This window comes from Micromonospora sp. NBRC 107095, assembly GCF_030269705.1.
GTDB classification, from domain to species: Bacteria; Actinomycetota; Actinomycetes; order Mycobacteriales; family Micromonosporaceae; genus Micromonospora; species Micromonospora parva.
On record NZ_BSTU01000004.1, the window covers coordinates 155708 to 180515 of the forward strand.

The window sequence follows — 24808 nt, forward strand, 5'->3', positions numbered from 1 at the left end:
TCAGCTGAGCAGCGTCCCTCCCGGGAGGGAGGGCGGTCCCCTGCCAGCGGGGTTCGCCCACCACCGGACGCCGGAAGGATCGGGTGCATGGCGGCATCGACACCAATCACCGGTCGGGGTGCCCACGGGCTGACGTACGCAGTGCTCGGCTGGGCCGTGGCATACGGGGGCGTACGTCTGGCGTGGACGATCGGCGAAGCTCCGGAGTTCGGGCGGCTGGGAGTGGACCTGCTCGGTTTCACCGGCTGGTGGTCGGTGCTGTTGTGCGCGGCGGCGGGCGGGCTGGCGGTTGCCCTGGAGTGGGTGCCGACCTGGCGGCCCGCCCTCGCGGGGCTCGCCTGGACGGTCGCCGGGTCGCTCGTCGCGGCGGCCGCGATCCTCCTGCCGGAACTGGTGGGCTTCCTGCTGTTCACCGTCGGCCCGTACTTCGATTCGACGGCGTTCGCCAGCCGGCTCGGTTGTGTCACCGGAGCGGTCCTGCTCGGTCTGACCACCGCTCGCTACCAGCGGCGCACCCGGGGCGACTGCCCGGACTGCTGCCGGACCGTCCGGCCGGGTGCGCGGCGCTCGACGCCCGCGCGGTGGGCGCGCTGGGCCGCGTACGCCGCGGTGGGTGGTCTCGTGACCCGGTTCGCGGCCCAGTTCGTGGTGGGATTCGACAGCGTCGATCAGGACGCCTCACTGCTCGGGCTGGAGATCGGGCTGGTGCTGGCGGGAGTGCTGTTGCCGCTCGCGCTGGTGCACCACTGGGGTGAGGTCTGGCCCGGTTGGGTGCCGCTGGTGGCGGGCCGCGCGATTCCTCGGCTGCTGCTGCTGGTGCCCGGCTTCGGGCTCGGCGCGGGCATCGTGGCCTACTTCGGCATGGGGATGGTGCAGGTGATCTCGGGCTCGCCCAGCGAGTTCTCCGACGCGTTCCTGTGGGTGGCGATCTCGGCGTACCTCGTCATGGGGTTGGGTCTGGTCGTCGCGTCCACCGACTACCACCTGCGCACACGTGGGAAGTGCGGGACCTGCGGCCGGTAACGGCACCCTCCGGTCCCAGCCTCAGCGCATTGACAGGATTCGTTATCCGAATACACTTCCTGGGATCAACACCTGGGAGCGCTCCCAACTCTCCACCGTCCGACCGTCGCTGAATCTCACCGCAGACGAGCCCTCCCGAGGCGTGGATACCACCACCATCTCCGGAGGAGACTCATGAGAAGAAGACGAGTGACACACACCGCCCTGGTGTCGGCCGGCACCGTCCTGCTGGCGTCGGCGGCGGTCGCCGTGGCGGTGCCGGCGGGAGCCGCGGCGGCCGGCTGTTCGGTGAACTACAGCGTGTCGTCGCAGTGGCAGGGCGGATTCGGCGCGAACGTCACCATCACCAATCTCGGTGACGCGGTGACGAGTTGGACACTGACCTGGCGCTACGACGCCGGACAGACGGTCACGCAGGCGTGGAACGCGACGGTGACCCAGAGCGGCGCCGCCGTCACCGCCAAGAACGTCGGCTACAACGGCGCCATCCCGACCAACGGGACGGTCTCGTTCGGTTTCAACGGCTCGTGGACCGGCAGCAACCCCGAGCCGGGCACGTTCTCGTTGAACGGGGTGGCCTGCACCGGTGGCACGGGGCCCACCGAACCGCCCACCACCCCGCCGACCACCACCCCACCCCCGAACGGGCCGGCCGACATCACGGTCAACAGCGCGACCCGGTACCAGACGGTCGACGGCTTCGGGGCCGCGCAATCCATCTGGGGCAGCGCATGGTCGACAACTGACACCCAGACGTTGGTCGGGATGGGCGCCAACCAGTTGGGGTTGTCCATCGTGCGCACCGGCCTGTCACCGGTTTCCAGCGAGTGGGCCACGCACGTGAACTCGTTGAAGACGGCGAAGTCGTACGGGTCCAACGTGAAGATCCTCGCCTCGCCGTGGACCGCCCCGGCGGCGTGGAAGACGAACAACAGCCGGGTCAACGGCGGCAAGCTGAAGACGGACTACTACGACGACTACGCCAACCACCTGAACAGCTACGTGCAGTACATGCGCGGCCAGGGCGTGACCGTCGACGTCACGTCGGTGCAGAACGAGCCCGACTGGCACCCGGACTACGACTCGATGGACTGGAGCGGCACCGAGCTACGCACCTTCGTCCGCGACCAGGGCGCGAGGGTGCAGAACACCAGGCTGATGGTCGCCGAAGCGGTGAACATGAACTACACCTTCACCGACCCGACCCTCAACGACGCGACCGCCCGCAACAACATCGGCTACATCGGCGGGCACCTGTACGGCACCGAGGAGTCGGGCCGGCTGCGGCCGTACTCCCTGGCGGAGCAGCACAACAAGCCGGTGTGGATGACCGAGTGGAACCTGCACGCCGCCGACGGGGGCGGCTCCAACATCTGGGGCAACCCCGCCAACACGGCGGTCTGGAACGAGACGCTGGACGACATCATGCGCACCGTGCACAAGTCGATGGAGGCCAACTGGAACGCCTACATCTGGTGGTACGGCAAGCGCTACTACTCCTTCATCGGTGACGGCGAGTCGGCGTTCGGCACCGTCGCGGGCGCCCCGCTCAAGCGCGGGTACGCCTTCTCCCAGTACGCCAAGTACGTGCGCCCCGGCTACCAGCGGGTCGCCCTGACCAAGAGCTCGAAGGCCTCGCCGCTGGAGGTGACGGCCTACCAGGGCGACGGGAAGATCACCCTGGTGATCCTCAACCGTTCCAACAGCGCGGTCAACAACGCCGTGATCCAGGCACCGCAGAACGTCAGCCGGGCCGAGCACTACCTCACCTCGCAGAACGCCAACGCGGCCAGCCAACCGACCACCGTCAACGGCGGTCAGGCCACCATCAACGTCGGCGCGCGCAGCATCTCCACAGTGGTGTTCACCCTCTGAGCACCTGGACCATCGTGGTCTCGGGAGCCCTGGCCACAGGCCGGGGCTCCCGCCCGTTCGCGCACCCCGGCACCGCTCACCGGTCGGTGCGGGTGGGTGGCGCCGTGCTCTGCCGTACCACGAGCTTGGGGATGACCAGCGGTAGGCGCTGCGGCACGGTGTCGTCGATGGCCTGGGTGACAGCGGTGATGGCCCGGCGACCGACAGCATCGAAATCCTGCTGGACCGTCGTCAACGGCGGGATGAGGTAGGGCGCCTCGGGGACGTCGTCGAATCCGACGACGGAGATGTCGTGTGGCACCCGCCGGCCGCGCTCGTGCAGCGCACGCAGCACGCCGATGGCCATCTGGTCGTTGGCGGCGAACACCGCGGTGGTCGCGCGCATCGCACCGATCCGCAGCCCGGCGACGTAGCCGCTGTGCGCCCGCCAGTCGCCCTCGACCGGCTCCGGCGGGCGCAGGCCCGCCGCACTCATCGCCTGACGCCAACCGGCGAGGCGGGCGCGGGCCTCGGCCCAGTTGAGCGGGCCACTCACGTGCACGATCTCCCGGTGCCCCAGATCGAGGAGGTGTTCGGTGGCCATCCGGGCACCGAGCACCTGGTCGACACCGACGGTCACGCTGGCCCGGGACAGGTCGCCCTCCACCACGACGAAGGGGACACCCGAGCGCGTCATCCGCACCACCTCGAGCGCCTCGTCGTTGCCGGCGATCATCACGACGCCCTCCACGCCCACGCGCATGAGGTGTTCGGTGGCGTCGCTGAGCGCCCGTACGGTCACCTCGGAGAGGCTCACCGAGGTGGCGAAGTAGCCGGCCGCGCGGGCGGCGTCCTCGACGCTGCGGTGGATGCTCGTCGGGCCGAACAGCGTCCGGGCCGTGCCGATGATGCCGATCATCCCGGACCGCCCGCGCACCAACGCGCGGGCGGCCGTGTTGGGCCGGTAGTCGAGCCGACGGATGGCCTCGAGGACCCGTTCCCGTGTCTCGCGTCTGATGCTGGGCGCCCCGTTGATGACCCGGGACACCGTCTGATGTGACACGCCCGCCAGGCGAGCGACGTCGGCCATGACCGGTGGCCGGTCGGCCGCTGTCACAGCGGCCTTTGCGTGAACTCGCACTGGCGGCCCGTCCGTTCTTCCATGGGATCAGTTCCTCGTGGACCTCGTCCGTCCGTGGTCGTCAGTGTGAGTGACGGGGCACCGCGCTGCCGCTGCCGCCGACGAGAAAGTCGAGGTCGGCGCCGCTGTCGGCCTGCAGGACGTGCTCGCTGTACAGCCGTACCCAACCCCGGTCGGCCACCGGCTGCGGAGGCTGCCAGGCGGCGCGGCGCCGGGCGAGTTCCCCGTCGTCGACCAGGAGATCCAGCCGGCGCGTCGGAACATCGACGGAGACCAGGTCGCCGGTACGGACAAGCGCAAGCGGGCCACCCACTGACGCCTCCGGTGCCACGTGCAGGATGCAGGTGCCGTAGCCGGTACCGCTCATCCGGGCGTCGGAGATCCGCACCATGTCCGTGATGCCGTCGGCGAGGAGTCGTCGTGGCATGGGCACGTTGCCCACCTCCGGGAAGCCGGGGTAACCCCGTGGGCCGGCGTTGCGGACGACGATCACCGTGTCGGGGGTGACGTCGAGGTCCGGGTCGTCGGCGGCGGCGACGTACTCCTCGATCCGGTCGAAGACCAGCGCCGGGCCGGTGTGGGTGAGGAGGTTCGCGGAGGCGGCGGAGACCTTCAGTACCGCCCCGGACGGCGCGAGCGACCCGCGCAGCACCACGGTGCCCGAGCCGGCGGGCTGGAACGGCTCCTCCAGGGTGCCGATGACGTCCCGGTTCCAGCACTGGGCGCCGTCGACGTTCTCCGCCACGCTCCTGCCGCTGACGGTGACGTGATCCATGTGCAGCAGCGGGGCCAACTCCTTCATCACCACCGGAAGGCCGCCCGCGTAGGCGAAGTCCTCCATCAGGTACTTCCCGGACGGCATGAGGTTGACGAGCATCGGCACGTCGGCGGTGAGCGTGTCGAAGTCCGCCAACGACAGCGGGACGCCGAGGCGTCCGGCGATCGCGAGCAGGTGGACGACCGCGTTGGTGGAGCCGCCGATCGCGGCGTTCACCCGTACCGCGTTCTCGAACGCCTGCCTGGTGAGCACCGAGGACAGCCGTTGGTCCTGTTCGACCATGGCGACGATCCGGCGTCCGGCGGCGTGCGCGAGCGCGTACCTCCGCGAGTCGACCGCCGGCACGGCGGCCGCCCCCGGCAGTTGCACGCCCAACGCCTCGGTCACGCAGGCCATCGTGGAGGCGGTACCCATGGTCATGCAGTGACCCCGGCTGCGGGACATGCCGACCTCCGCCTCGGAGCAGTCGGCAGCGGTCATCCGGCCGGCCCGCATCTCCTCGGTGAAGCGCCACACGACAGTGCCCGAGCCGATGTCCTGACCCCGGAACTTGCCGTTGAGCATCGGGCCGCCGGTCAACATCAGGGTCGGCAGGTCGACGCTCGCCGCTCCCATCAGCAGACCGGGGGTGGTCTTGTCGCAGCCGGAGAGCAGGACCACCCCGTCGAGCGGGTTGGCGCGGACCGACTCCTCCAGCTCCATCGCCAGCAGGTTGCGGTACAGCATGGTCGTGGGTCGCATGAGCGGCTCACCCAGACTCATCGCCGGAAACTCCAGCGGCAGGCCGCCGCTCTCCCACACCCCCCGCTTCACCGATTCGGCCAGGTCGCGCAGGTGGGCGTTGCAGGGCGTCAGCTCCGACCAGGTGGTGGCGATGCCGATCACCGGGCGACCGTCGAAGACGTCGTCAGCGAACCCCTGATTGCGCATCCAGGACCGATGGATGAATCCGTTGCGGCCCTCCGCACCGAACCACTGCCCGCTGCGCAGCGGTCGATTCGTCGTCGACATCAGCACACCTCTCTGTCATCCGTCCGGCCGCGTCCAGTGCGGCGATCCATGCGCGGGTAATGCAATGGCCGGTGGCACCGGCGTGGTTACCGGAGACCTCCGACGGACAGGCCGCCGCGCCAGTGTCGTTGGAGGCTGAAGAACGCGATGATCAGTGGGATCACGGACACCAGGGAGCCCAGGATGATGAGGCTCCACAGCGAGGTGGTTCCCGCGTTGTTCGCGGAGGCGATCCCCTGCCAGAGGCCGAGGCCGACGGTGACCGGGAAGAGCCGGTTGTCGGAGAGCATGGCCAGGGGCAGGAAGTAGTTGTTCCAGGACGCCACCGCCGACAGCAGCAGCACGGTGACCACCGCGGGACGCATCAGGGGAAGGGCGATCTGGAAGAACGTCCGCATCTCCCCCGCACCGTCGACACGCGCCGCGTCCAGGAGCTCGTCGGGCACCGCGTCGCGCGCGTACACGTGCATCAGGTAGACGCCGAACGGGTTGAGCAGCGACGGGAGGATCACCGCCCAGACCGTGTTCGTCAGGCCGAGCCGGGAGAACATGATGAAGGTCGGGATGACCAGGGCGGTGGCGGGCACCATCAGCGCGCCGAGCACGACGGCGAAGCTGAAGCGCCGGGCCGCGAACCGGTACTTGGCGAAGCCGTAGCCGGCCATCACCGCCAGGACCGTGGCGCCGACTCCACCGGCGATGGCGTACAGGGTGGAGTTGAGGATCCACCGCAGGTAGATGCCACCGTCGTAGGTGAAGAGCTGCCTGAGGTTGCCGAGGTAGTCGATCTGGTCGGTGAACCAGAGGGTGTTGCCGCCGCCGAACAGGCCCGGCGCGTCCTTGGAGCTGTTGACGATGACCCACCAGAACGGTACGAGGAAGTAGATCACCAGGAAGCCGAGCAGGATCTGCATCGGGAGATAGCGCTGCGGTCTGCGGGCGCCTGCGCGGACGCTCGTGTGGTCGGTCATCAGAGGAAGCTCCTCCGCTTGCGGGTGAAGAACAGGAAGGCGTACACGCAGATGAACACGATCCCGCCGAGGGCGAAGGAGATCGCGGACCCGTAGTTGAAGTTGGCGAGCGAGAACGCCTGCTGGTACGCGTACATGTTCGGTGTGAAGTCCGAGCCGATCGCGCCTGCGGCGAGGTAACGCAGGATCTGCGGTTCGTTGAAGAACTGCAGGGTGCCGATGAGCGAGAAGACCAGGATCAGGATCAGCGCGGGCGCGATCAGCGGGATCTTGATCCGCGTCGCGATCTGCCACCGCCCGGCGCCGTCCATCCGGGCCGCCTCGTAGAGCGTCGGGTCGACGCCCTGCAGGGCGGCGTACAGGATGATCATGTAATAGCCAGCCCACTGCCAGGTGACGACGTTGAGCAGCCCGTAGAAGATCAGGTCGCTGCTCAGGAAGTCCGGTGCGGTGGCGCCGAAGAGCCCGAAGATGTCGGTGAGCGGGCCGAAGCCCTTGCTGTAGAGGAACCCCCACATCACCGCGCCGATGACCGTCGGGATCGCGTACGGGAGGAAGATCATGAGGCGGGAGAAGCGGGCGAACAGGGTGGTCACCGAGTCCAGGATGAGCGCCATCGCGAGCGCGATGATGATCTGGACCGGGATCGAGACGAGCGAGAAGCGGATGACGAACCACGCCCCGGACAGGAAGCTCGGGTCGGTGAACGCCTTCACGTAGTTGTCGAAGAGGACGAAGCTGGTGCCGCCGATCAGCTTCTTCTGGAAAAGGCTGAGATACAGCGCGTACGCCAGCGGCGCGATGAGGAACGCCAGGAACACGACCCCGAACGGCCCGACGAAGAGCCATCCCATCAGGTGCTCGCGAAGGTGTACCTTGCCACGGATCTCGCGCGTCTCAGGCGGTGTACGCGCTGCGCGCTTCTCGGTCAGGGATGTCATTGTGGTCTCCGGGACGTGGACGCTGAGGGGGATGGTGGGCCGCCCGGTGCCGGCGCGGCCCACCCAGCCGGTCACTGAACGGTGAAGCCTTGTTCCTTGGCGTACTTCGCCACGTCCTCCTGGAGCCGGTCGGCAGCCTGCGATCCGGTGATGGACCCCTTGATGACCTCGCTGACCTGCTTCTCCATGGCGTCCAGGTAGTACTGGCCGAAGGGGGCGTACTGGACGCCCTTGTAGGCGTCGGCGGCGGGGACGTAGACCTCCTTGTTCGCCTGCTGGCCACCGAAGAACGCCACCTTCAGGTCGACGAAGGCGGGATCCTTGAGCGCCGTGAGGTTCAACGGGAAGATGATCTGGTTGGTCCAGCCGTCGGTGAGCGACTCCTTGTCGGCGTAGAGCCCGTAGGCGACCTTCGCGGCCAACTCCGGCTTCTTCGCCTGCTTGGTCACCGAGAACGCCGACCCGCCCCAGTTCACCTGCACCGGGTTGGCCAGGTCCCACTGCGGCAGCGGCGCCACCGCGAACTTGCCGGTGTCCTGGCCCTTGCCGACGCCCGCGCCGGTGAGGTAGCCGGGTGCCCACGCCGCCGAGATGTACGTCGCGTAGTTGCCGTTGATCACGCCGGAGATGTACTCCGGGGTGAACTGGTTCTCCGTGCCGACCAGGCCCTTCTTGGCCAGGCCACCCCAGTAGTCCAACACGTCCTTGGACGCCTGGTCGTTGAGCTTCACACCGATCGCCTTCGGCTGCGCCGGATCGAAGGTGAAGGGCGTGGCGCCCTTCTGGATCTGGAGCGCCATCAGGACCGCCGGGACGTTCGCGCCGAAGTCCCCGAAGAGTGGACCGCCGGCGTCCTTGACCTTCTGCGCGGCCTGCTCGTACTCGGCCCAGGTCTTCGGTGGGGTGACCTTGTACTTGTCGAAGATGTCCTTGCGGTAGATCATGCCCATCGGGCCGCCGTCGACCGGCACGCCGTAGACCGCGTCACCGACCGACACGTCCTTCCAGGCACCCTCGCTGTAGTTGGCCTTGACCGCGTCGTAGCCGTACTGCTTGATGTCGACGAGCGCGCCCTGGATCTGGAAGGTCGGGATCCGGTCCGCCTCGACCATGATCACGTCGGGCGCCCCGGTGCCCGCCGAGATCGCCGTCTGGAACTTGTCGTACTCGTCCCCGCCCTGCCCGACGTTGGTCCAGCAGACCTGCACCTCGTTGTTCGCCTTGTTGAAGTTGTCGACGACGAGTTGGGTGTTGGGGTACCACCCCCACATCGTCACGACCGGCAGGTCCTTCTTGGTGATGGTGTTCGTGCAATTGCTCGCGTCGCTGCCGCCCTCGTCGGACGAGCAGGCCGCGAGGCCGGTCCCGACCGCGAGCATGGCAACCGTGGCGAGTATCCGTCTTCTCTTCATTGAGGTGGTTCCCTTCGGGTGGCGGTGCGGAGGGGTCGGCCGTACCGTGGCGGGCGCCACCGGGGCAGGAAACCTGCTCCCGGTGGCGTCGCCTGGAACGGCTCCTAGCGCTTGAACAGACGCGGCGCCAGGTCGATGAGGTTCTTCTGCCACACGTCCCAGCCGTGCGGCCCGGGGGTGACCCCGTCGAACTCGTAGCGGATACCGAGGTTGTCCATCGTGGTCAGCGATGCCATGAAGCTCGGGTACACGAAGTCGGTCTGGTCACCGACGTACACGCGCAGCATCCTGGTGCCGTTGTTGATCGCCGCCGCGTCGACGCCGGTGCTGCTGCCGAAGCCGGCCGAGAACGCCGCCACGTAGGCGAACTCGCCCGGGAAGGCCTTCAGCACCCCGAACGCCTGCCCGCCGCCCATCGACAGGCCGGCGAGGGCCTGCTGGGACGGGTTGCTGGAGATGTGGTAGCGGGATCGGGCCGTCGGGACGATGTTCTCCCGCAACTCCCGGTTGAAGTTCGAGGAGTTGCCGTTGCCCATCACGACCACCATCGGCGTGAGGTCGCCGTCGAGGAACTGGTGGTCGAGGATCTGCTTGGCCCGGCCCATCTCGACCCAGTCGGTGTAGTTCTGGCCGCCGCCGTGCTGCAGGTAGAGGACGGGGTACGGCTGCTCCCGGCCCGGGTCGTACCCCGGCGGGGTCCACACCAGCGCGGTGCGGTCCTGACCGGCCACGGTGCTGGAGTAGGTCATGCTCTCGACAGTTCCGCCCTGACCGGCGGGCACGTCCGACAGCAGTCGAGCGCCGGGCCCGGGGATGAGGAAGGTGCTCCACATCGGTTCGGTGGTCACCTTCGTCGGGTTGGAGGTGTCCTTGACCGCGACCCGGTCCACGATCAGCCGGTAGTAGTAGAACCAGGGCTTCAGTGGGCCCACTGTCGCCCGCCACCGGTCACCGTCGCGGTGCAGCGGCAGTCGCAGCCAACTGCCGCCCGGCGCGACGTTCGCCCAGACCGTGACGTGCTGGGCGGCGGTGAAGTCGGTGGTCGTCTCGAAGGTGACGAACCCGTCCTCGGTGACGAAGGGTGTCGGGGTGGTGCCGGCCGGCGGTGGCGTGAACTCCCGCTTGAGCGGCTGGTGACCAGGGCTCGGCCCGTGGTCCCGCACGTCGCGGAACAGCCGCGGCAGGAAGTCGACGAGGTTCTCCTGCCAGGTGGTCCAGTTCGCGCCGCCGTCCGGGTTGACCCCGTCGAACTCGAACCTGACGTCGGCGCGGTCCAGCGCCTTCGTCAGCCGGTAGGTGGCGTTGTACGCGGGGTCGGTGACGTTGCCCGTGTACAGGCGCAGCAGCTTGACGCTGCGGTTGATCGCCCTGGCGTCCTTCCGGTCGATATCCGGAGCCGAGCTGCCCGAGAACCAGCCGACGTGACCGAACTGGCCCGGCTTGGTGAGCGCGGCCCGCAACGCCTGCGTGCCACCGTCTGACACACCCGCTATCGCCTGGTGCGCCGGGTCGCGAAGGACCCGGTAGGTGTCGGTGACCGCCTTGCGGAGGTCCTTCACCTCCCTGTCGTCCGAAACGTCGGCGTTGTTCATCACCACGACCATCGGGCTCATCGCGCCCGCGGCCGAGAGGTTGTCGAGGATCTGCTTGGACCGACCGAGATCGAGCCAGTCGGTGGCGGCGACACCGTCACCCGACTGCAGGAAGAGCGCCGGGTAACCCTTGTGGCCCTTGGCCGCGTAACCCGGTGGTGTCCAGACCACCGCCGAGCGCTGCGCGTTCCCGGTGCGGTAGGTCAGCGTCTCGATCTTTCCGCCGGTGCCAGCTGGCGCGTCGACCAGCCACCGCGCCGAGTCACCAGCGACGAGGAAGGTGCTCAGCAGCGGGTCGGAAGCGACACCGGTGCTGTTCGTCGGGTCCTTGATGGTCAAGGTGTCGTCGGCGGTGAGCTGGTAGTTGTACAGTCCGGGCTCCAGCGCGCCGAGAACGCCCGACCAGACGTCACCCCGGCGGGTCAGACCAAACTCCGCCCAGCTGGCGGACGGCCCGAAGTTCCCCTCGACGACGACCTGCGAGACGGTGCCCAGCTTCTCCTGGACGTACGCCGCCGGGACGGTGAACGAGGCGTAGCGGTCCTCGGAGACGTCCAGCCACGGCGTGTCCGCCGCTGCTGGCTGCGGCGCGAGGAGAACCGCCGCGGTGGCGATGACTCCGGCGGTGAACGCCGCCGAGAGCCGTCGACGTACGCCCGGACGGCGTAAGCGCCCATGATACTGTTCGGTAGTCACGCTCCACTCCTTTCATGTGCCGGCAGCGGATGCGACCCGACTGACCGGCTCAACTCAACGGTGGATCTGGCCGTGTGTGCTGCGTGCACCTCCTTCAGGCTGCTGCCACGGGCACAGCCGACCTGATCGCCCTGTCGGGAGCGATCAGGCTTGCGCGTCCATGGGCGGATGTCATGGTCGTGCCGCGCTCGTTGGTGGTGCGGTCGAGCTGCGCACGACGAGGCTGGTCGGGAGCACGATCTGGCGTGGCTCGTCCCACTCGCCGGTCACCAGTGACTTCAGCATCCGGGCGGCTTCGTAGCCCAGCTGGTACATCGACTGGTCCACAGTGGTCAGGCCTGGCTCGGTCGACGCCGACTCGGGAATGTTGTCGAACCCGACGACGGACAGGTCCCCCGGCACGGAGAACCCCAACTCCCGGGCGACCTCAAGGACCTTGAGGGCCATTCCGTCGCTCGCCGCGAAGATCGCCGATGGTGGGTCCGGTCGTTGCAGCAGGACCCGCGCCAGGGGGGTCGCCGACTCCGGGTTGAAGTCCCCTCGACCGATCAGCGTCGGGTCGAACGGCACACCGGCGTTGGTCAGCGCGGCCCGGTATCCCTCCTCCCGCGACCAGGCCGAGGCCAGACTGTCGCGCCCGGCGATGAACCCGATGCGCCGGTGGCCCAGCCCGAGCAGGTGCTCGACCGCGGTGGTGGCGCCCGCGAGGTTGTCGGCCATCACCGACGGCGCCGTCGAGCCCCGCACCGGGTCGATGGCCACGACCGGCGTGCGGCTGCGGACCTCACCCCAGGGCGTGACGACGATGCACCCGTCGGTGAGGGTGCCGGACAGCCGGGTGAGGTGCCGCTGCTCCCAGCCCTCCGAATAGGAGCCGTAGAGGTCGCTGTTGGCGTAGATGATCAGATCGAAGCCGGAGCGGCTCAGCGCCTTCATGACGCCCTTGAGCACCTCTGCCGTGTACGACTGGAAGCTGTGCGCGACGAGACCCAGAACGTTGGTGCGGCTGCGCCGGAGACTGCTGGCCACCAGACTCGACTCGTAACCGAGTTGGTCGATGGCGGATCGAACCTGAGCGACCGTGCGAGCGCTGACGCCGTAATGACCGTTGACGACCCGCGAGACGGTGGCGGTGGAAACGCCGGCGACTCGGGCGACATCACTCATTGTTACCGGCGCATTGGCTTCAATCATGCCCGCTCTCTCTGGACTGCAATCGTTATCGGTTACGTTTCCAGGATGTTGCCAACGTAACGGAGAACGATTACGAGCACAAGACCTCTTCGCCCATAGTCGACAGTGGAGAAGAGGCCACTAACCGCATGTACGCAAGGGCGCGGTGACCATCAGTTGCCGTGCCGGGAACGCGATCGGCGCACTCTCCCGGCGGACGAAGCGGCGCCCCGTTTTCCGCACTGGTCCTACTCGTTGACAACGGGACGGCACGCTGTGTCAAGAACCATTCCCGGGACCGGGTGAGCGATCACAGTTGTCGAACTTCTGCCGTCCCGGTAAACACCTTCGGCGTCGGCTGGCCCGGGTCCGCGGTGATGACGAAGGTGCCGGCGTGGGTGTGGTCGGCAGCCGAGAAACCGACGTACACCTCGATCTGCCCGGCCTCCACCGCGTAGGCCATGCTCCGGTCGTAGAAACCGAGCTGGCCGGTGGGGAGCGCGAACCGCACCGCCGCCCGCACACCGGCGGGCAGCGCGACACGGGCGAAGGCCTTCAGCTCCAGCACCGGCCGGGTGATCGTCGCCTGCGGGTCCCGGACGTAGAGCTGCACGACCTGCTCCCCCGCCCGCTGCCCGGTGTTGGTGACCGTGACCTCGACCCCGACGCTGTCCCCGGCGCGGACCTGCGCGCTCTCCACCACGGCGTCGTCGATCGCGAACGAGGTGTACCCGAGGCCGTGGCCGAAGACGTAGCGCGGGGCGACCGGCGAATCCACGTAGTCGCCATGCCAGTGCGACCGTCCGCCGGAGACCTTGTGGCCGTAGAAGACGGGGATCTGACCCACACCACGGGGGTACGAGATGGGCAGCTTCCCGCTCGGGTTCACCTCGCCGAGGAGCACCTCGGCGATCGCCCGCGCCCCGGTCTCCCCCGGCAGCCAGGCCATCAGCACCGCGGCGCACTCCTCGTGCAGGACGTCACTGCCGACAGGTCGGCCGGCGACGAGCACCGCCACGACGGGCGTACCGGTGGCGACGACGGCCCGGACCAGCTCTTCCTGCACGCCCGGCAGGTCCAGACTGGAGCGGTCCCGCGACTCCCCCGTGGTGGTCCCGAGCGTCACCCCCGAGCGGTCACCCAGCACCAGCACCGCGACGTCGGCTGCCGCGGCCACCGCGACCGCCTCGGCGAACCCCTCCGTCGACGGATCGAGCACGTCGCAGCCCGGGGCGAAGCGCAGCCGCTCGCCGAGCCGCGCCGCGAGTTCGTCGCGCACCGTCGGCACCCCGCCGATGCTCTCGTCGATCTCCAGGTCGTCCGGGATCGTCATCATCTCGCCGAGCAGCCCGCGCCGCTCACGCGCGGCGATCAACGCCTCGATGTGGGCCACGAACGAGTAGTCACCGAGCAGGTGCCGGGCGTTGTCCGCGTTCGGGCCGATGAGCGCGACAGTTCCGGCCTCCCTGAGCAGCGGCAGGACGCCGTCGTTCTTGAGCAGGACGATGCTGCGGCGGGCGATCTCCAGCGCCACGTCCCGGTGCCGTTCGGCGTTCACCGTCGTCGTGGCCGCGTCCTCGTCGACGTACGGGTTCTCGAAGAGCCCGAGTTCGACCTTGTGCCGAAGGACCCGCGAGACCGCCTCGTCGAGGTGGGCCTCGCTGACCTCGCCGGCGTCCAGGGCGCGGCTGAGGGCGTCCGCGTACGCGTCCGTCGCCGGCAGCTCGACGTCCACGCCCGCGCCGAGACCCACCGCCGCGGCCTGTTGCTTGTCCGGGGCGAAGTGGTGGTACGTGTGGAGGTCGTTGACGGCGAAGTAGTCGGAGACCACGCTGCCCGTGAAGCCCCACTGCCCACGGAGCACGTCGGCGAGGAGTTCCTGGTTGGCGTGGCAGGGGACGCCGTCGAGCTCGTGGTAGCCGGCCATCACCGACTGGAGCCCACCCTCGCGGACCGCCGCCTCGAACGGGTACAGGTACACCTCGCGCAGCAGCCGCGGCGGCAGATGCGCCGGCGCCCAGTTCAACCCACCCTCGGACGCCCCGTACCCGACGAAGTGCTTGGCGGTGGCGAGCACACCGTCGGTCAGGTCGGCGCCCTGTAGGCCCCGGACGAACGCCACCCCCATCCGGGACACCAGGTACGGGTCCTCGCCGTAGGTCTCCTCCGTCCGGCCCCACCGTGGGTCGCGCGCCACGTCCAGCACCGGTGAGAGGCCCTGGTGGCTGCCCATGGCGCGCATCTGGGCGCGGACGGCGTCGGCCATCTGCCGGTTGAGCTCGGGCGCCCAGGTGCTCGCGACGCCGATCGCCTGCGGAAAGATGGTCGCCTCGCGGGCCATCACCCCCGAGCAGACCTCCTCGTGCACGATCGCCGGGATCCCCAGCCGGGTCTCGGTCACCAGGAACCGCTGGATGGCGTTGGCGGCCTGAGCCACCTGCGCTGCCTTCAGGCTGGTCGCGCCCGCGACGCGGGTGACGTGCCCCAGACCGTGCGCCAGCACCGGCCGGGCCCGCTCCGGCGCGAACCGCCCGCTCTCCAACAGGGTGAACGCCCACGTGCTGCCCAGTTGCGCGAGTTTCTCCTCGCGGGTCATCCGGGCCAACAGATCCGACACCCGTTCGTCGACGGGGGCGTTCGCGTCGGTGTAGGTCGCCTCGATCGCCGGCTCAACACTGGTCACCCGGTCACCCCAATCACCGCGACAAGCTGGTCCTGATATTGATCCAGGCGCCGTGTTCCCTTACGTAAACGTAATCGGTAACGTTTACATCGATCGACAACGTAATCGAGGGCGATCACGTTGTCCAGAGCTCACACCGCCTCCACCACCCCTCGGTCTCGGCGCTCGGGTAGAGATCTCCGCGTCGTACCGCGCACGAAGGGAGCCAGCCCTGAACACCCACCCCGACAGCGCGCCGGAGCACGTCGTGAACACGGCCCGCCTGACCCTGGACCCCCGCCGACGCGTCGCGCCCGTGCCACGCCGGCTCTTCGGCTCGTTCGTCGAGCACCTGGGTCGCTGCGTCTACACCGGAATCTACGAGCCGGGCCACCCGAGCGCCGACGCCGACGGCTTCCGGGGCGACGTCCTCGAACTGGTGCGCGAGTTGGGGGTCACCACGGTGCGCTACCCGGGCGGCAACTTCGTCTCCTCCTATCGCTGGGAGGACGGCGTGGGCCCGGTCGACAAACGACCGACGAGGCTCGACCTCGCCTGGCACAGCCTGGAGACCAACGCGTTCGGGCTCGACGAGTTCATGCGCTGGGTCGGTAAGGCCGGCCTGGACCCGATCATGGCGGTCAACCTCGGCACCCGCGGCACCGCCGAGGCCGTCGACCTGCTCGAGTACGCCAATCACCGCGGCGGAAGCCACCTCGCCGACCAGCGCCGCGACAACGGCGCCACCGACCCGTACGGGATCAAGCTGTGGTGCCTGGGCAACGAGATGGACGGCCCGTGGCAGGTGGGCCAGCGAAGCGCGACCGAGTACGGGCGTCTCGCCGCGCAGACCGCGAAGGCCATGCGCCGCTTCGACCCCGATCTCGAACTCGTCGCCTGCGGCTCCTCACACCTCGGTATGCCGACCTTCGGCAGCTGGGAGCGTGACGTGCTGACCGAGGCGTACGACGACGTCGACCTGATCTCGCTGCACGCCTACTACCAGCCGGTCGACGACGACCTGGCCAGCTTCCTCGCCTCGGCCGAGGAGATGGACAGGTACATCGACGCCGTCACCGCCATCGCCGACTCGGTGGGGGCGATCCGCCGGTCGACCAAGAAGATCATGATCGCGTTCGACGAGTGGAACGTGTGGTACCAGTCCGCCGCCCCGTCCACGCCCCCGAGCGGCGAGGACTGGCCGGTCGCGCCGCCGCTGCTGGAGGATCACTACAGCGTGGCCGACGCGGTCGTCGTCGGCGGCCTGCTGATCAGCCTGCTCCGGCACAGTGACCGGGTGACAGCGGCCTGCCAGGCCCAACTCGTCAACGTCATCGCACCGATCATGACCGAGCCGGGCGGCTCGGCCTGGCGGCAGACCATCTTCCACCCCTTCGCCCGCACCGCCCGGCACGCCCAGGGCGCCGTGCTGGACGTGCTGCGCGACGGCAGCACGACGACCACCGACCGCTACGGCGAGGTCGACGCGGTCGACGCGGTCTCCACCTGGGACGACAGCACCGGGGAGATGACCGTCTTCCTCGTCAACCGGGCCCTCGACACCCCGGCCGAGGTGACCATCGACGTCGCCGGCGCCCAGGTCACCGACATCATCGAGTGCGTCACCGTCGGCGGCACCGACCTGCACGCCAAGAACACCGCCGACGGTCCGGACCACGCCGCGCCGCGCCCCAACGGCACGGCACGCGGCGCCGACGCCAGCGTCGGGCTGACTCTGCCGCAGGCGTCCTGGACCATGCTGCGGCTGCGCGCCACCGACACCACCGCGTGATCGGCTGACGAACCACCCCGGCCGCGCACATCCTGGCTTCACCAGGGGTGCGCGGCCGGGGCTTCCCCACCACAGGGAGTACGGGGTCGAGCCGGGGACTACCGGGCGTCGACCGGCTCGCTGTGCGAATCGTTGAAGAGCTTGTCGCCCTGGTAGCGGGCGACCACCGGCGCGTTCAACTCACCGTGGACGGTCGTCGTCAACCGGGCGACGCCGTGGCGCACCGGGGCCGACCCGAGGCGCGTGTCACCGGCGAAGAAGTCAACCCGGCCGGCCGGTGCCGACACGCTGGTGCTGACCGCGTCGACGGTCGCGGTGGCGGTGATCCTCGTCTGCCGCGACCCGCCCGCCGGCGACGTGGTGACGTCGAGATCGGTGGTGGTGGCCCGGAAGGCCAGGGTACGCAGGTAGTGGTCCAGCAGTGGACGCCAGACGTGCCAGGTGTGCACGCCCGGCACGTTGTACTCGTCCAGCTCGACGCCGGCCGCCCGCAGCGCGGCGGCGTTGCGCTGGGAGTTCTCGGCGATGTTGCCCAGCCGGTCCTGGAGCCCCGTGCCGATCATGATGCCACCGGTCACCGCCTTCATGCTGTCGACCTGCGCCGGAGTGGCTGCCGGACCGCCCGCACTCCACGCCGCGTGGTAGCCGAACAGGTCGGTGTGGTTGTACATGATGGTGTACGCCCGGCTGCCACCGGCGGAGAAGCCGGCGAAGCCACGGTCCTGCGCCCTGGTCGAGACGTGGTAGTTCTGCTCGACGAACGGGAAGATGTTGTTGCGCAGTTCGTTGACGTAGCCCTCGTTGCCACCGGGGAGGCCGTTGAAGTCGGTGGAGACGATCACCATCGGCTGCGCCGCCCGGTCCTTGACCGCGTTCTCCAGGATCAGGTGGGCCACTCCCTGCATCGTCCAGGCGGTCGAGTGGTCACCGCTGCCGTGGCTCAGGTAGAGCGTCGGGTACGGCGTGGCCCGGTTCGGGTCGTAGCCGTGCGGCAGGTAGACGACGATGTCGTGCACTCCCGCCGGGTTGGTCGACAGTGGCGAGGGGTATCGGCGGGACTCCAGCCGGCCGACCTTGGCCACCGGCGCCTGGTAACCGGTGTCGCACGTGGGGAACTTCCGGCTGGCCGGGACGTAGATCGTGCTGCGTACCGCGCCGGGCGCTCCCGGGTACTGCGGCTGGATCTGCCAGCGGTTGGCGGGGTCGTCGTGCAAGGCACAGCCGGTGGCGAGCTCGTTGGCGCAGTCGTGGGTGAACGCGTAGCGGAAGGTGCCCGCCGGCAGCGGCGTGGTGAAGGTCCACACCCCGTCGGGACCCTTCCGCATGGCCTGGGTGTGCCACGGGGTGGCCGCGACGTCGCCCGGCTGCCACTCGGCGGGCGGGCGCGCGTCGCCGCAGTCCTGGCACGCGATGTTCTCCGGTCGGGAGTAGAACCAGTCGCCGTAGATGTGGACCTGCTGGACATCTGCGGGCGCCTGGTACCGGAAGGTGACGGTGTATCCGGTGGGGGCCTTGTCGGTGCGGGTGACGGTCGGGCCCAGCGGCGCGGGTGGCGACGGCGGCGCGGCCGAGGCCGCCGGGGCGGTGAGGGTGCCGGCCGTGACGGTGATGGCGGCGAGCAGCGCGAGCATCAGCCGGCGCGTCGGCGCCGGCATCAGGGGACGGGGATGTGCAACGGGCATGTCCTGCTCCCTCTTCGGCGTGTGGTCAGACCGCACCGAGCGGCCGACCGACCATTCGATGGTGAGGCGAAGGGATACCAGTAACGAGCGATGCAGCGATGCGAGCGCTAACATCGTTCCCTGTCGAAAACACAACCATGAATTGCATTGATGGTCAAGAAGGGTTCATGAATCCGGACCAAGGAAATTGCGCCACAAACAATTTGGGCACGCTTCTACGGCGCCAGAACGACCGGCGCGCGAATTCCCTGTCTGGTCAATTTTCGGCAAGGAATTCGCGCGCCAGCCGCAGGTGGCGCGGAAACGCACCCGCAACGACCGGCGGAGGCGGTTACCCGACCGCTGGCACCAACCTCCCATCGATTCGCCGGGAAATGGCGGTGTACTCGTCCCGCAACTCCTCGGGCAGGACCCAGGCCGGGGCGTCCTGCCACGCCAGCGGGCGCAGGAACCGTCGGATCGACGTGGCGCCGACCGACGTGTGCACGGCGTTCGTCGACGGCCAGGGCCCCCCGTGGTGCTGGGCCCACGACACCCGGACACCGGTGGGGTAGCCGTCGAAGACGACGCGACCGGTGCGGGCGGCGAACACGTCGACCAGGCGGCGTACCACGTCGGGGTCGTCGCCCGGTCCACTGTGCAGCGAGCCGGTCAGCGACGGCGGGACGGCGCTCAGCGCGGCGTCGAGGTCGGCGTCGTCCTCGTAGCGGACCACGACCAGGAGCGGGCCGAAGCACTCGTCGGCGATCTCGGCGGTCAGGCCGGCGAGGCCGACCTCCAGGAGGGTCGGCGCCACGGTGAAGCCCGCGCCGCGGTCGACCTGCGGCCGCGCCGCCACCCGCGCGCCGGCCCGCTCGAACTCCGTGGCCCGGCTCTCGTACGCGTCCCGGATGCGCTCGTTGAGCAGGACCGCGCCGCCCGACGAGTCGACCCTCGACCGCAGCGCGTCGACCAGACGGTCACCACCCGGATCCGACGGGACGAACGCCAGACCGGGCTTGGTGCACAGCTGACCGCCCGAGTTCGTGAAGGACCCGAACAGCCCCTCGGCGATCTGGTCTGCCCGGGCGCCGGCCGCGTCGGGCAGCACCACGATCGGGTTCACGCTGCTCAGTTCGGCGTACAGCGGAATGGGGTCGGGCCGTTCGTCGATGGCCGCCTGGATGGCGCGGGCGGCGCCGACCGAGCCGGTCAGGGCGGCCGCCCGGATCGCCGGGTGGCGCACCAGCGAGCGGCCCGCCTGCTCGCCGTACACGATCGAGATGACGCCCTCGGGCCCGCCGAGGTCACGGACGGCCGACTCGATCGCGGCGGCAGAGGCCTGCGAGGTCAGCGGGTGCGACGGGTGGGCCTTCAGAATCGTCGGGCACCCGGCGGCGAGTGCGGCGGCCGTGTCACCGCCGGCGACCGAGAAGGCGAACGGGAAGTTGCTGGCCCCGAAGACGGCGACCGGCCCGAGCGGCACGAGCATCCGCCGCAGGTCCGGGCCGCGCCCGAGCGGTGTGTCGGCGGCGTGGTCGATGGCCGCCTCGACGTACGCTCCGTCGCGCAGCACCTCGCCGAACATCCGGAACTGGACCGCCGCCCGGGTGAGTTCCCCGTCGAGTCGCGCGTGGCTCAACCCGGTTTCCGCCTCGGCGGCGGCGACCAGGTCTGCCCGCCGGGACTCCAGCGACGCGGCGATCGCGTCCAGCAACTCCGCACGGCCGAGCCGCCCGCGGGCGGCCAACCACTGCGCCGCCCCGGACGCCTGAGCGGCGATCACCTCCAGCCGGGACCCGTCGGTCTCGGTGAGATCCGTCGCGCGACGCTGACCGTCGCGCGGATCGACAGTGCTGACCACGTTCACAGCAGTCCTCTCCTCACCAGATTGCCCATCAGATCGCGGACTCCGAAGTGCCAGGGCTCGCACTCCTCCGCGTGCCGCACCCGGTTGACCAGGGTGCCGAGCGCCGGGCAGCTGATCCGGACCACGTCGTCGACCTTGTGGGTGAAGCCCTCGCCGGGGCGGTCCCGGTCCTGGATGGGCGCGAACATGGTGCCGAGCATCAGGGCGGCGCCGTCGGGATAGTGGTGGTGCGGCCCGATCAGTTGCCGGACCAGGTCCTGCGGATCACGCGACATCCGGGTCATCTCCGAGACCGCCTCCAGGTGGAAGCCGTCCACACCGCGCACCTCCAGGCGCACCTCGAGGTCGCGGACCCGATCCATACCGAACCGATCGTCGAAGAGCCGGATCAGCGGGCCGAGGGCGCAGGAGGCGTTGTTGTCCTTCGCCAACGGGAGCAGGAGCGCCGAGCGGCCCTCGATGTCGCGCAGGTTCACGTCGTTGCCGAGGGTGGCGCCGACGACCCGGCCGCTGGACTGGACGATGAGCGTGACCTCGGGCTCCGGATTGTTCCAGGTCGACGCGGCGAGCACGCCGACCGGAACGGCGGTGCCGACGGCGGAGAGGATCTGTCCCTTGGTGAAGATCTCGGCGTCCGGGCCGATCCCCACCTCCAGGTACTGGCTCCACATGCCCTCGGCCACCAGCAGGCTCTTGAGCCGGTCCGCCTCCGGTGAGCCCGCCGCCAGGTTGTGCAGGTCGACGCCGACGTCGTCGAGCATGCGCTGACGGATGTCCGCCGCCAGTGCAAGGTCTCCCCGCGCCCGTTCCTCGATCACCCGTTCGATCATGGAGATGGGGAAGGTCACGCCGGCGGCCTTGAGCGCCTGAAGGTCGACCGGGGCGAGCAACCAGGGGCGGTCGTGGTCCCGGGTCGCGGCCGCCGTGTTGGCCAGTATCTCCCCAAAGTCACCCACCCTCGGCCCGTCGATCGCGGCGACCGTCGCGGCCGGGTCGGGGAGCTCGCAGATGTCGCGCACGGTCGGGAACCGGTGGCTGAGGTCGATGACCTCGCCGTCGCGGACGGTCACCGGCGAGGGGCCGTCGCCGGTCGGATCCCAGATCCGGCCGATGAGGACGCTGTCGGGATCGTCCGGCAACGCCTCGGCGGCGGTGCCGACCCAGTCCGCACCCGCGGCCTGCCCTCGCGGCCGTGGCACCGTCATGAGTCGCTCTCCAGGTTGAAGAAGGACCGCTCGTCGCGGGGACGGATGTCGTAGACGGCGTCCTGGAACATCCGCAACGGATGTGGTGTGAACGGGTGCTGCTCGATCGCGGCGAGATCCACATCGATGCCCAGGCCGACCCCGGTCGGGATGAGGATGTCGCCGTCCTCGGTCAGCACCAGCCGCTCGTTGGTGATCTCCGGACGCCACGGCACGTCGGTCGCCATGATCTCCAGGTACCGGAAGTTGGGCAGCGTCGCCCCGAGTTGCAGCGTCGCGGCGGTGCTGAGGGGGCCGCTCGGGTTGTGCGGCGCGAACCCCACGTAGCTGGTCGCGGCGAGCGTGGAGATGAAGGCCAGCTCGGCGATCCCACCGGCGTGCGTCACGTCGGGCTGGACGAAGTCGACGGCCTGGCGGGCCAGCGCCGGGGCGAAGCCCTGCCGGCCGTACCACCGCTCCCCCGCCGCGATCGGCACCGGCGACGCGCGCCGGATGTCGACGAGCGCGTCGAGATTGTCCGGTGGGCACGGCTCCTCGAACCACACCGGGTCGAACTGGGCGATCTCGTTGGCGACCTTGATGGCGTGGCGGACGTCGAAGCGGCCGTGCCCCTCGACGAACAGTTCGACATCGCGGCCCACCGCCTGACGGACGGCGTCGATCTGGGCCAGCACCCGGTCCAACTGTGCGGTGGTGATGGTGAGGTCGTAGTTCTCGAACGGGTCCCACTTGAGGCCCCGGAAGCCGGACTCCACCGTCCGGCGCGCGGCGGCCGCGTAGTCCTCCGGTGTGACGGCGCCGGAGAACCAACCGTTCGCGTACGCGCGGACCCGGTCCCGGGTCGCACCGCCGAGCAGCCGGGAGACCGGGACGCCCAGCTCACGCGCCGAGATGTCCCACAGGGCCATCTCCAGCGAGCTCAACGCGGTCATGATGACCGGACCGCCGCGCCAGTACCAGTCCCGCGCGGTCTCGTAGAGGATCTTCGAGATGCTGGTGGGATCCAGGCCCACCACCGCCTCGGCCAGCTCGGCGATCGCACCCTGGACGGCGCGTTCCTTGCCCTCCAGGGTGGCCTCACCGAGCCCGGTGATCCCCTCGTCGGTGTGCACGCGCACGATGACGAGGTTCGTGCGGTAGAAGTCGACCACGAGCGTGTCGACAGAGATGATCTTCATCGTTCGGCTCAACCCTTCACCGCACCGGCGGTCATGCCGGACACCACGTACTTCTGGACCAACAGGTAGAAGGCGACGGCGGGCAGTGTGAACAGGAAGGCGACGGCCATCACCGTCTGGATCGGTGTTCCCAGCTCGCCGATGAAGTTCGCGATGCCGACGGAGGCAGGTTGCAGGTCGGGGTTGAAGATGAAGGTCACCGCGAACACGTACTCGTTCCAGGCGTGGAAGAAGGCGATGACCGCGGTGGCCGCGATCGACGGCGCGATGAGCGGCACGTTGATGCGGGTGAGGGTGGTGAACGGCCGGGCGCCGTCGGCGCGGGCGGCTTCCTCCAACTCCTTCGGGATGCCGTCGATGGCGCCCTTGAGGATCAAGGCGACGATCGGCAGCACGAAGGCGGAATTCACGAGGACGAGGCCGGTCAGCGAGTCGAGCAGTTCGAAGCGGCGGAACAGCGCGAACAGCGGAACGACCATGAGCGCCTCGGGAAGCATCTGCGTGAACAGCAGCACGACGGTCAGCACGGCCTTGCCCCAGAACGAGAACCGCGACAGCGCGTAGCCCAGCGGGATGCCCAGGCCGACGGAGACGACCATGGTGCCGACGGCGATGATCAGGCTGTTGAGCAGCCAACCGGCGGCTTTGCCCTCGGCCAGCGCGTCCACGAAGACCCCGAACTGGCCCAGGTCCGGCGTGAGCCGGGGCGTGTCGGCGAAGAGGTCACTGTTGCTGGACAGCGCCGTGACGAACATCCAGTACAGCGGGAACACCGCGACACCCAGCACGACGAGCACGGCGACGATCCGTGCGGTGACACCGAAACGGAAGCGCCTCATCGGACGTCCCCCTTCTCCACGGCACGGGCGACCAGGCGGCTGCCGATGATGACGATGAGCGAGATGACGACGCCGACCATGCCGATGGCCGCCGCCGATCCGAGTTCCTTGGAGTCGAACGCCTGCGAGTAGAGGTCGATGACGAGCGTCTCGGTGGCGCCGACCGGCCCGCCCTTGGTCATCAGCCAGATCAGCTCGAACCGCCGCAGCGACCAGATCGTCATCAGCAGGGCCAGCAGACCGACTGTCGGCTTGATGACCTGCCAGGTGACGGCGCGGAAGGTGGCCCACCGTCCCGCGCCGTCGACGGTCGCGGCCTCGTTGAGGTCCTGCGGAACGGACTGCAGCGCGGAGAGCAGCACCACGGAGGTGAACGGGAACAGCTGCCAGATGGTCGTGGCGAGCACCGCCGGGAGGGCGTAGCGCGGGCTGTCCAGGATGGCGCCGCCGGGCACCCCGAGCCCCACCGCGTCGAGGAAGCGGTTCACGATGCCGTACTGCGCGTTGAGCATCCAGGTGGCGATGAGCGCGACGGCGATACCGGGGGCGGCCCAGGGCACCGTCACCAGCGCCCGCGCCAGGCCACGGCCCCGGAACTTCTTGTTGAGCAGCAGCGCGACGACCAGCCCGGCGCCGATCGCGACGACGACGCAGGTGATCACGTAGACGACGGTGATCAGCAGGGTGCGGTGGAACTCGGGGTCGCCGAAGATCCGGTTGTAGTTGTCGAGCCCGACCCACTCGCTGCGGGTGGGATTGAGCAACCTCGTCCTGGTGAAGCTGAGGTACACCTCCTGGAGCAGGGGTACCGCCTGGAAGACGAGGATGAACAGCGCGGCGGGGGCCAGGAACAGATAAGGCGTCCACTTGCTACCCAGAGGGCTGGACCGACGCCGGGCCTTGCCTGGGGATGTTGTCTTCGGTGCTCCGGTCTGCTCGACCACAGTCATCGGGTTCGGTCCTTCTGGGGAAGGACGCTGCCGGCGCACGGATCGTCGCGCCGGCAGCG

17 protein-coding genes are annotated in these 24808 nt (G+C 69.2%); 3 read left to right on the plus strand and 14 right to left on the minus strand.

All coding sequences use genetic code 11. The features are described from left to right. Window positions 1–87: 87 nt before the first annotated feature. Both QSK15_RS20685 and QSK15_RS20690 read left to right on the plus strand, forming a co-directional pair. A complete protein-coding gene (locus QSK15_RS20685; RefSeq protein ID WP_285795804.1) occupies window positions 88–1023 on the plus strand; it encodes a hypothetical protein in 936 nt (311 codons plus the stop codon). 174 nt (window positions 1024–1197) lie between these two features. Beyond that, window positions 1198–2898: a cellulose binding domain-containing protein gene (locus tag QSK15_RS20690; RefSeq protein ID WP_285795805.1), complete on the plus strand. Its 1701-nt coding sequence runs from the start codon at window positions 1198–1200 to the stop codon at window positions 2896–2898. A gap of 76 nt (window positions 2899–2974) precedes the next feature. On the opposite strand, the gene QSK15_RS20695 is transcribed toward QSK15_RS20690, so the two are convergent. The 8 genes from QSK15_RS20695 to QSK15_RS20730 form a co-directional block, all read right to left on the minus strand. Further along, window positions 2975–3967: a LacI family DNA-binding transcriptional regulator gene (locus QSK15_RS20695; RefSeq protein WP_285795806.1), complete on the minus strand. Its 993-nt coding sequence runs from the start codon at window positions 3965–3967 to the stop codon at window positions 2975–2977. 112 nt (window positions 3968–4079) lie between these two features. Then, complete coding sequence (locus tag QSK15_RS20700) at window positions 4080–5807, minus strand: IlvD/Edd family dehydratase (RefSeq protein WP_285795807.1); 1728 nt, start codon at window positions 5805–5807, stop codon at window positions 4080–4082. Window positions 5808–5893: 86 nt separating this feature from the next. Further along, a complete protein-coding gene (locus QSK15_RS20705) occupies window positions 5894–6778 on the minus strand; it encodes a carbohydrate ABC transporter permease (RefSeq protein WP_285795808.1) in 885 nt (294 codons plus the stop codon). After that, complete coding sequence (locus tag QSK15_RS20710; RefSeq protein ID WP_285795809.1) at window positions 6778–7719, minus strand: carbohydrate ABC transporter permease; 942 nt, start codon at window positions 7717–7719, stop codon at window positions 6778–6780. Before QSK15_RS20710 ends, QSK15_RS20705 begins: the two co-directional genes overlap by 1 nt. A 71-nt stretch (window positions 7720–7790) precedes the next feature. Beyond that, window positions 7791–9131, minus strand: coding sequence for an ABC transporter substrate-binding protein (locus tag QSK15_RS20715; protein ID WP_285795810.1), 1341 nt, complete (start codon window positions 9129–9131; stop codon window positions 7791–7793). 104 nt (window positions 9132–9235) lie between these two features. Further along, complete coding sequence (locus tag QSK15_RS20720; protein ID WP_285795811.1) at window positions 9236–11419, minus strand: alpha/beta hydrolase; 2184 nt, start codon at window positions 11417–11419, stop codon at window positions 9236–9238. Window positions 11420–11590: 171 nt separating this feature from the next. Continuing rightward, window positions 11591–12613: a LacI family DNA-binding transcriptional regulator gene (locus QSK15_RS20725; protein WP_285795812.1), complete on the minus strand. Its 1023-nt coding sequence runs from the start codon at window positions 12611–12613 to the stop codon at window positions 11591–11593. A 289-nt stretch (window positions 12614–12902) separates the two neighbouring features. Then, a complete protein-coding gene (locus QSK15_RS20730; protein WP_285795813.1) occupies window positions 12903–15275 on the minus strand; it encodes a glycoside hydrolase family 3 N-terminal domain-containing protein in 2373 nt (790 codons plus the stop codon). Window positions 15276–15522: 247 nt separating this feature from the next. Between QSK15_RS20730 and arfA the strand changes: the two genes are divergently transcribed. Next, complete coding sequence (gene arfA / locus QSK15_RS20735; protein ID WP_285795814.1) at window positions 15523–17046, plus strand: arabinosylfuranosidase ArfA; 1524 nt, start codon at window positions 15523–15525, stop codon at window positions 17044–17046. 98 nt (window positions 17047–17144) lie between these two features. On the opposite strand, the gene QSK15_RS20740 is transcribed toward arfA, so the two are convergent. The 6 genes from QSK15_RS20740 to QSK15_RS20765 all read right to left on the minus strand — a co-directional run bounded on the left by QSK15_RS20740 (window position 17145) and on the right by QSK15_RS20765 (window position 24749). Beyond that, a complete protein-coding gene (locus tag QSK15_RS20740; RefSeq protein WP_285795815.1) occupies window positions 17145–18728 on the minus strand; it encodes an alpha/beta hydrolase-fold protein in 1584 nt (527 codons plus the stop codon). 331 nt (window positions 18729–19059) lie between these two features. Next, the gene (locus QSK15_RS20745; RefSeq protein WP_285795816.1) at window positions 19060–20577 is read right to left on the minus strand and encodes an aldehyde dehydrogenase (NADP(+)); all 1518 of its coding nucleotides are present in this window, start codon (window positions 20575–20577) and stop codon (window positions 19060–19062) included. After that, complete coding sequence (locus tag QSK15_RS20750; protein WP_285795817.1) at window positions 20574–21782, minus strand: fumarylacetoacetate hydrolase family protein; 1209 nt, start codon at window positions 21780–21782, stop codon at window positions 20574–20576. The genes QSK15_RS20745 and QSK15_RS20750 overlap by 4 nt, the downstream gene beginning before the upstream one ends. Then, window positions 21779–22960: a mandelate racemase/muconate lactonizing enzyme family protein gene (locus tag QSK15_RS20755; protein ID WP_285795818.1), complete on the minus strand. Its 1182-nt coding sequence runs from the start codon at window positions 22958–22960 to the stop codon at window positions 21779–21781. Before QSK15_RS20755 ends, QSK15_RS20750 begins: the two co-directional genes overlap by 4 nt. An 8-nt stretch (window positions 22961–22968) precedes the next feature. After that, window positions 22969–23799 (minus strand): carbohydrate ABC transporter permease, encoded by an 831-nt coding sequence (locus tag QSK15_RS20760; RefSeq protein WP_285795819.1) that lies wholly within the window; start codon window positions 23797–23799, stop codon window positions 22969–22971. Then, a complete protein-coding gene (locus QSK15_RS20765) occupies window positions 23796–24749 on the minus strand; it encodes a carbohydrate ABC transporter permease (RefSeq protein ID WP_285795820.1) in 954 nt (317 codons plus the stop codon). Before QSK15_RS20765 ends, QSK15_RS20760 begins: the two co-directional genes overlap by 4 nt. Between the last annotated feature and the right edge of the window lie 59 nt (window positions 24750–24808).

Excerpts from the sequence above, each read along its gene's own strand:
- QSK15_RS20715 (WP_285795810.1), bottom strand. The coding sequence starts at position 9,131 with ATGAAGAGAAGACGGATACTCGCCACGGTTGCCATGCTCGCGGTCGGG.
- QSK15_RS20750 (WP_285795817.1), bottom strand. The coding sequence starts at position 21,782 with ATGACGGTGCCACGGCCGCGAGGGCAGGCCGCGGGTGCGGACTGGGTC.
- QSK15_RS20760 (WP_285795819.1), bottom strand. The coding sequence starts at position 23,799 with ATGAGGCGCTTCCGTTTCGGTGTCACCGCACGGATCGTCGCCGTGCTC.
- QSK15_RS20755 (WP_285795818.1), bottom strand. The coding sequence starts at position 22,960 with ATGAAGATCATCTCTGTCGACACGCTCGTGGTCGACTTCTACCGCACG.
- QSK15_RS20685 (WP_285795804.1), top strand. The coding sequence starts at position 88 with ATGGCGGCATCGACACCAATCACCGGTCGGGGTGCCCACGGGCTGACG.
- QSK15_RS20690 (WP_285795805.1), top strand. The coding sequence starts at position 1,198 with ATGAGAAGAAGACGAGTGACACACACCGCCCTGGTGTCGGCCGGCACC.
- QSK15_RS20695 (WP_285795806.1), bottom strand. The coding sequence starts at position 3,967 with ATGGCCGACGTCGCTCGCCTGGCGGGCGTGTCACATCAGACGGTGTCC.
- QSK15_RS20700 (WP_285795807.1), bottom strand. The coding sequence starts at position 5,807 with ATGTCGACGACGAATCGACCGCTGCGCAGCGGGCAGTGGTTCGGTGCG.
- QSK15_RS20710 (WP_285795809.1), bottom strand. The coding sequence starts at position 7,719 with ATGACATCCCTGACCGAGAAGCGCGCAGCGCGTACACCGCCTGAGACG.
- QSK15_RS20705 (WP_285795808.1), bottom strand. The coding sequence starts at position 6,778 with ATGACCGACCACACGAGCGTCCGCGCAGGCGCCCGCAGACCGCAGCGC.
- QSK15_RS20725 (WP_285795812.1), bottom strand. The coding sequence starts at position 12,613 with ATGATTGAAGCCAATGCGCCGGTAACAATGAGTGATGTCGCCCGAGTC.
- QSK15_RS20740 (WP_285795815.1), bottom strand. The coding sequence starts at position 18,728 with ATGCCCGTTGCACATCCCCGTCCCCTGATGCCGGCGCCGACGCGCCGG.
- QSK15_RS20765 (WP_285795820.1), bottom strand. The coding sequence starts at position 24,749 with ATGACTGTGGTCGAGCAGACCGGAGCACCGAAGACAACATCCCCAGGC.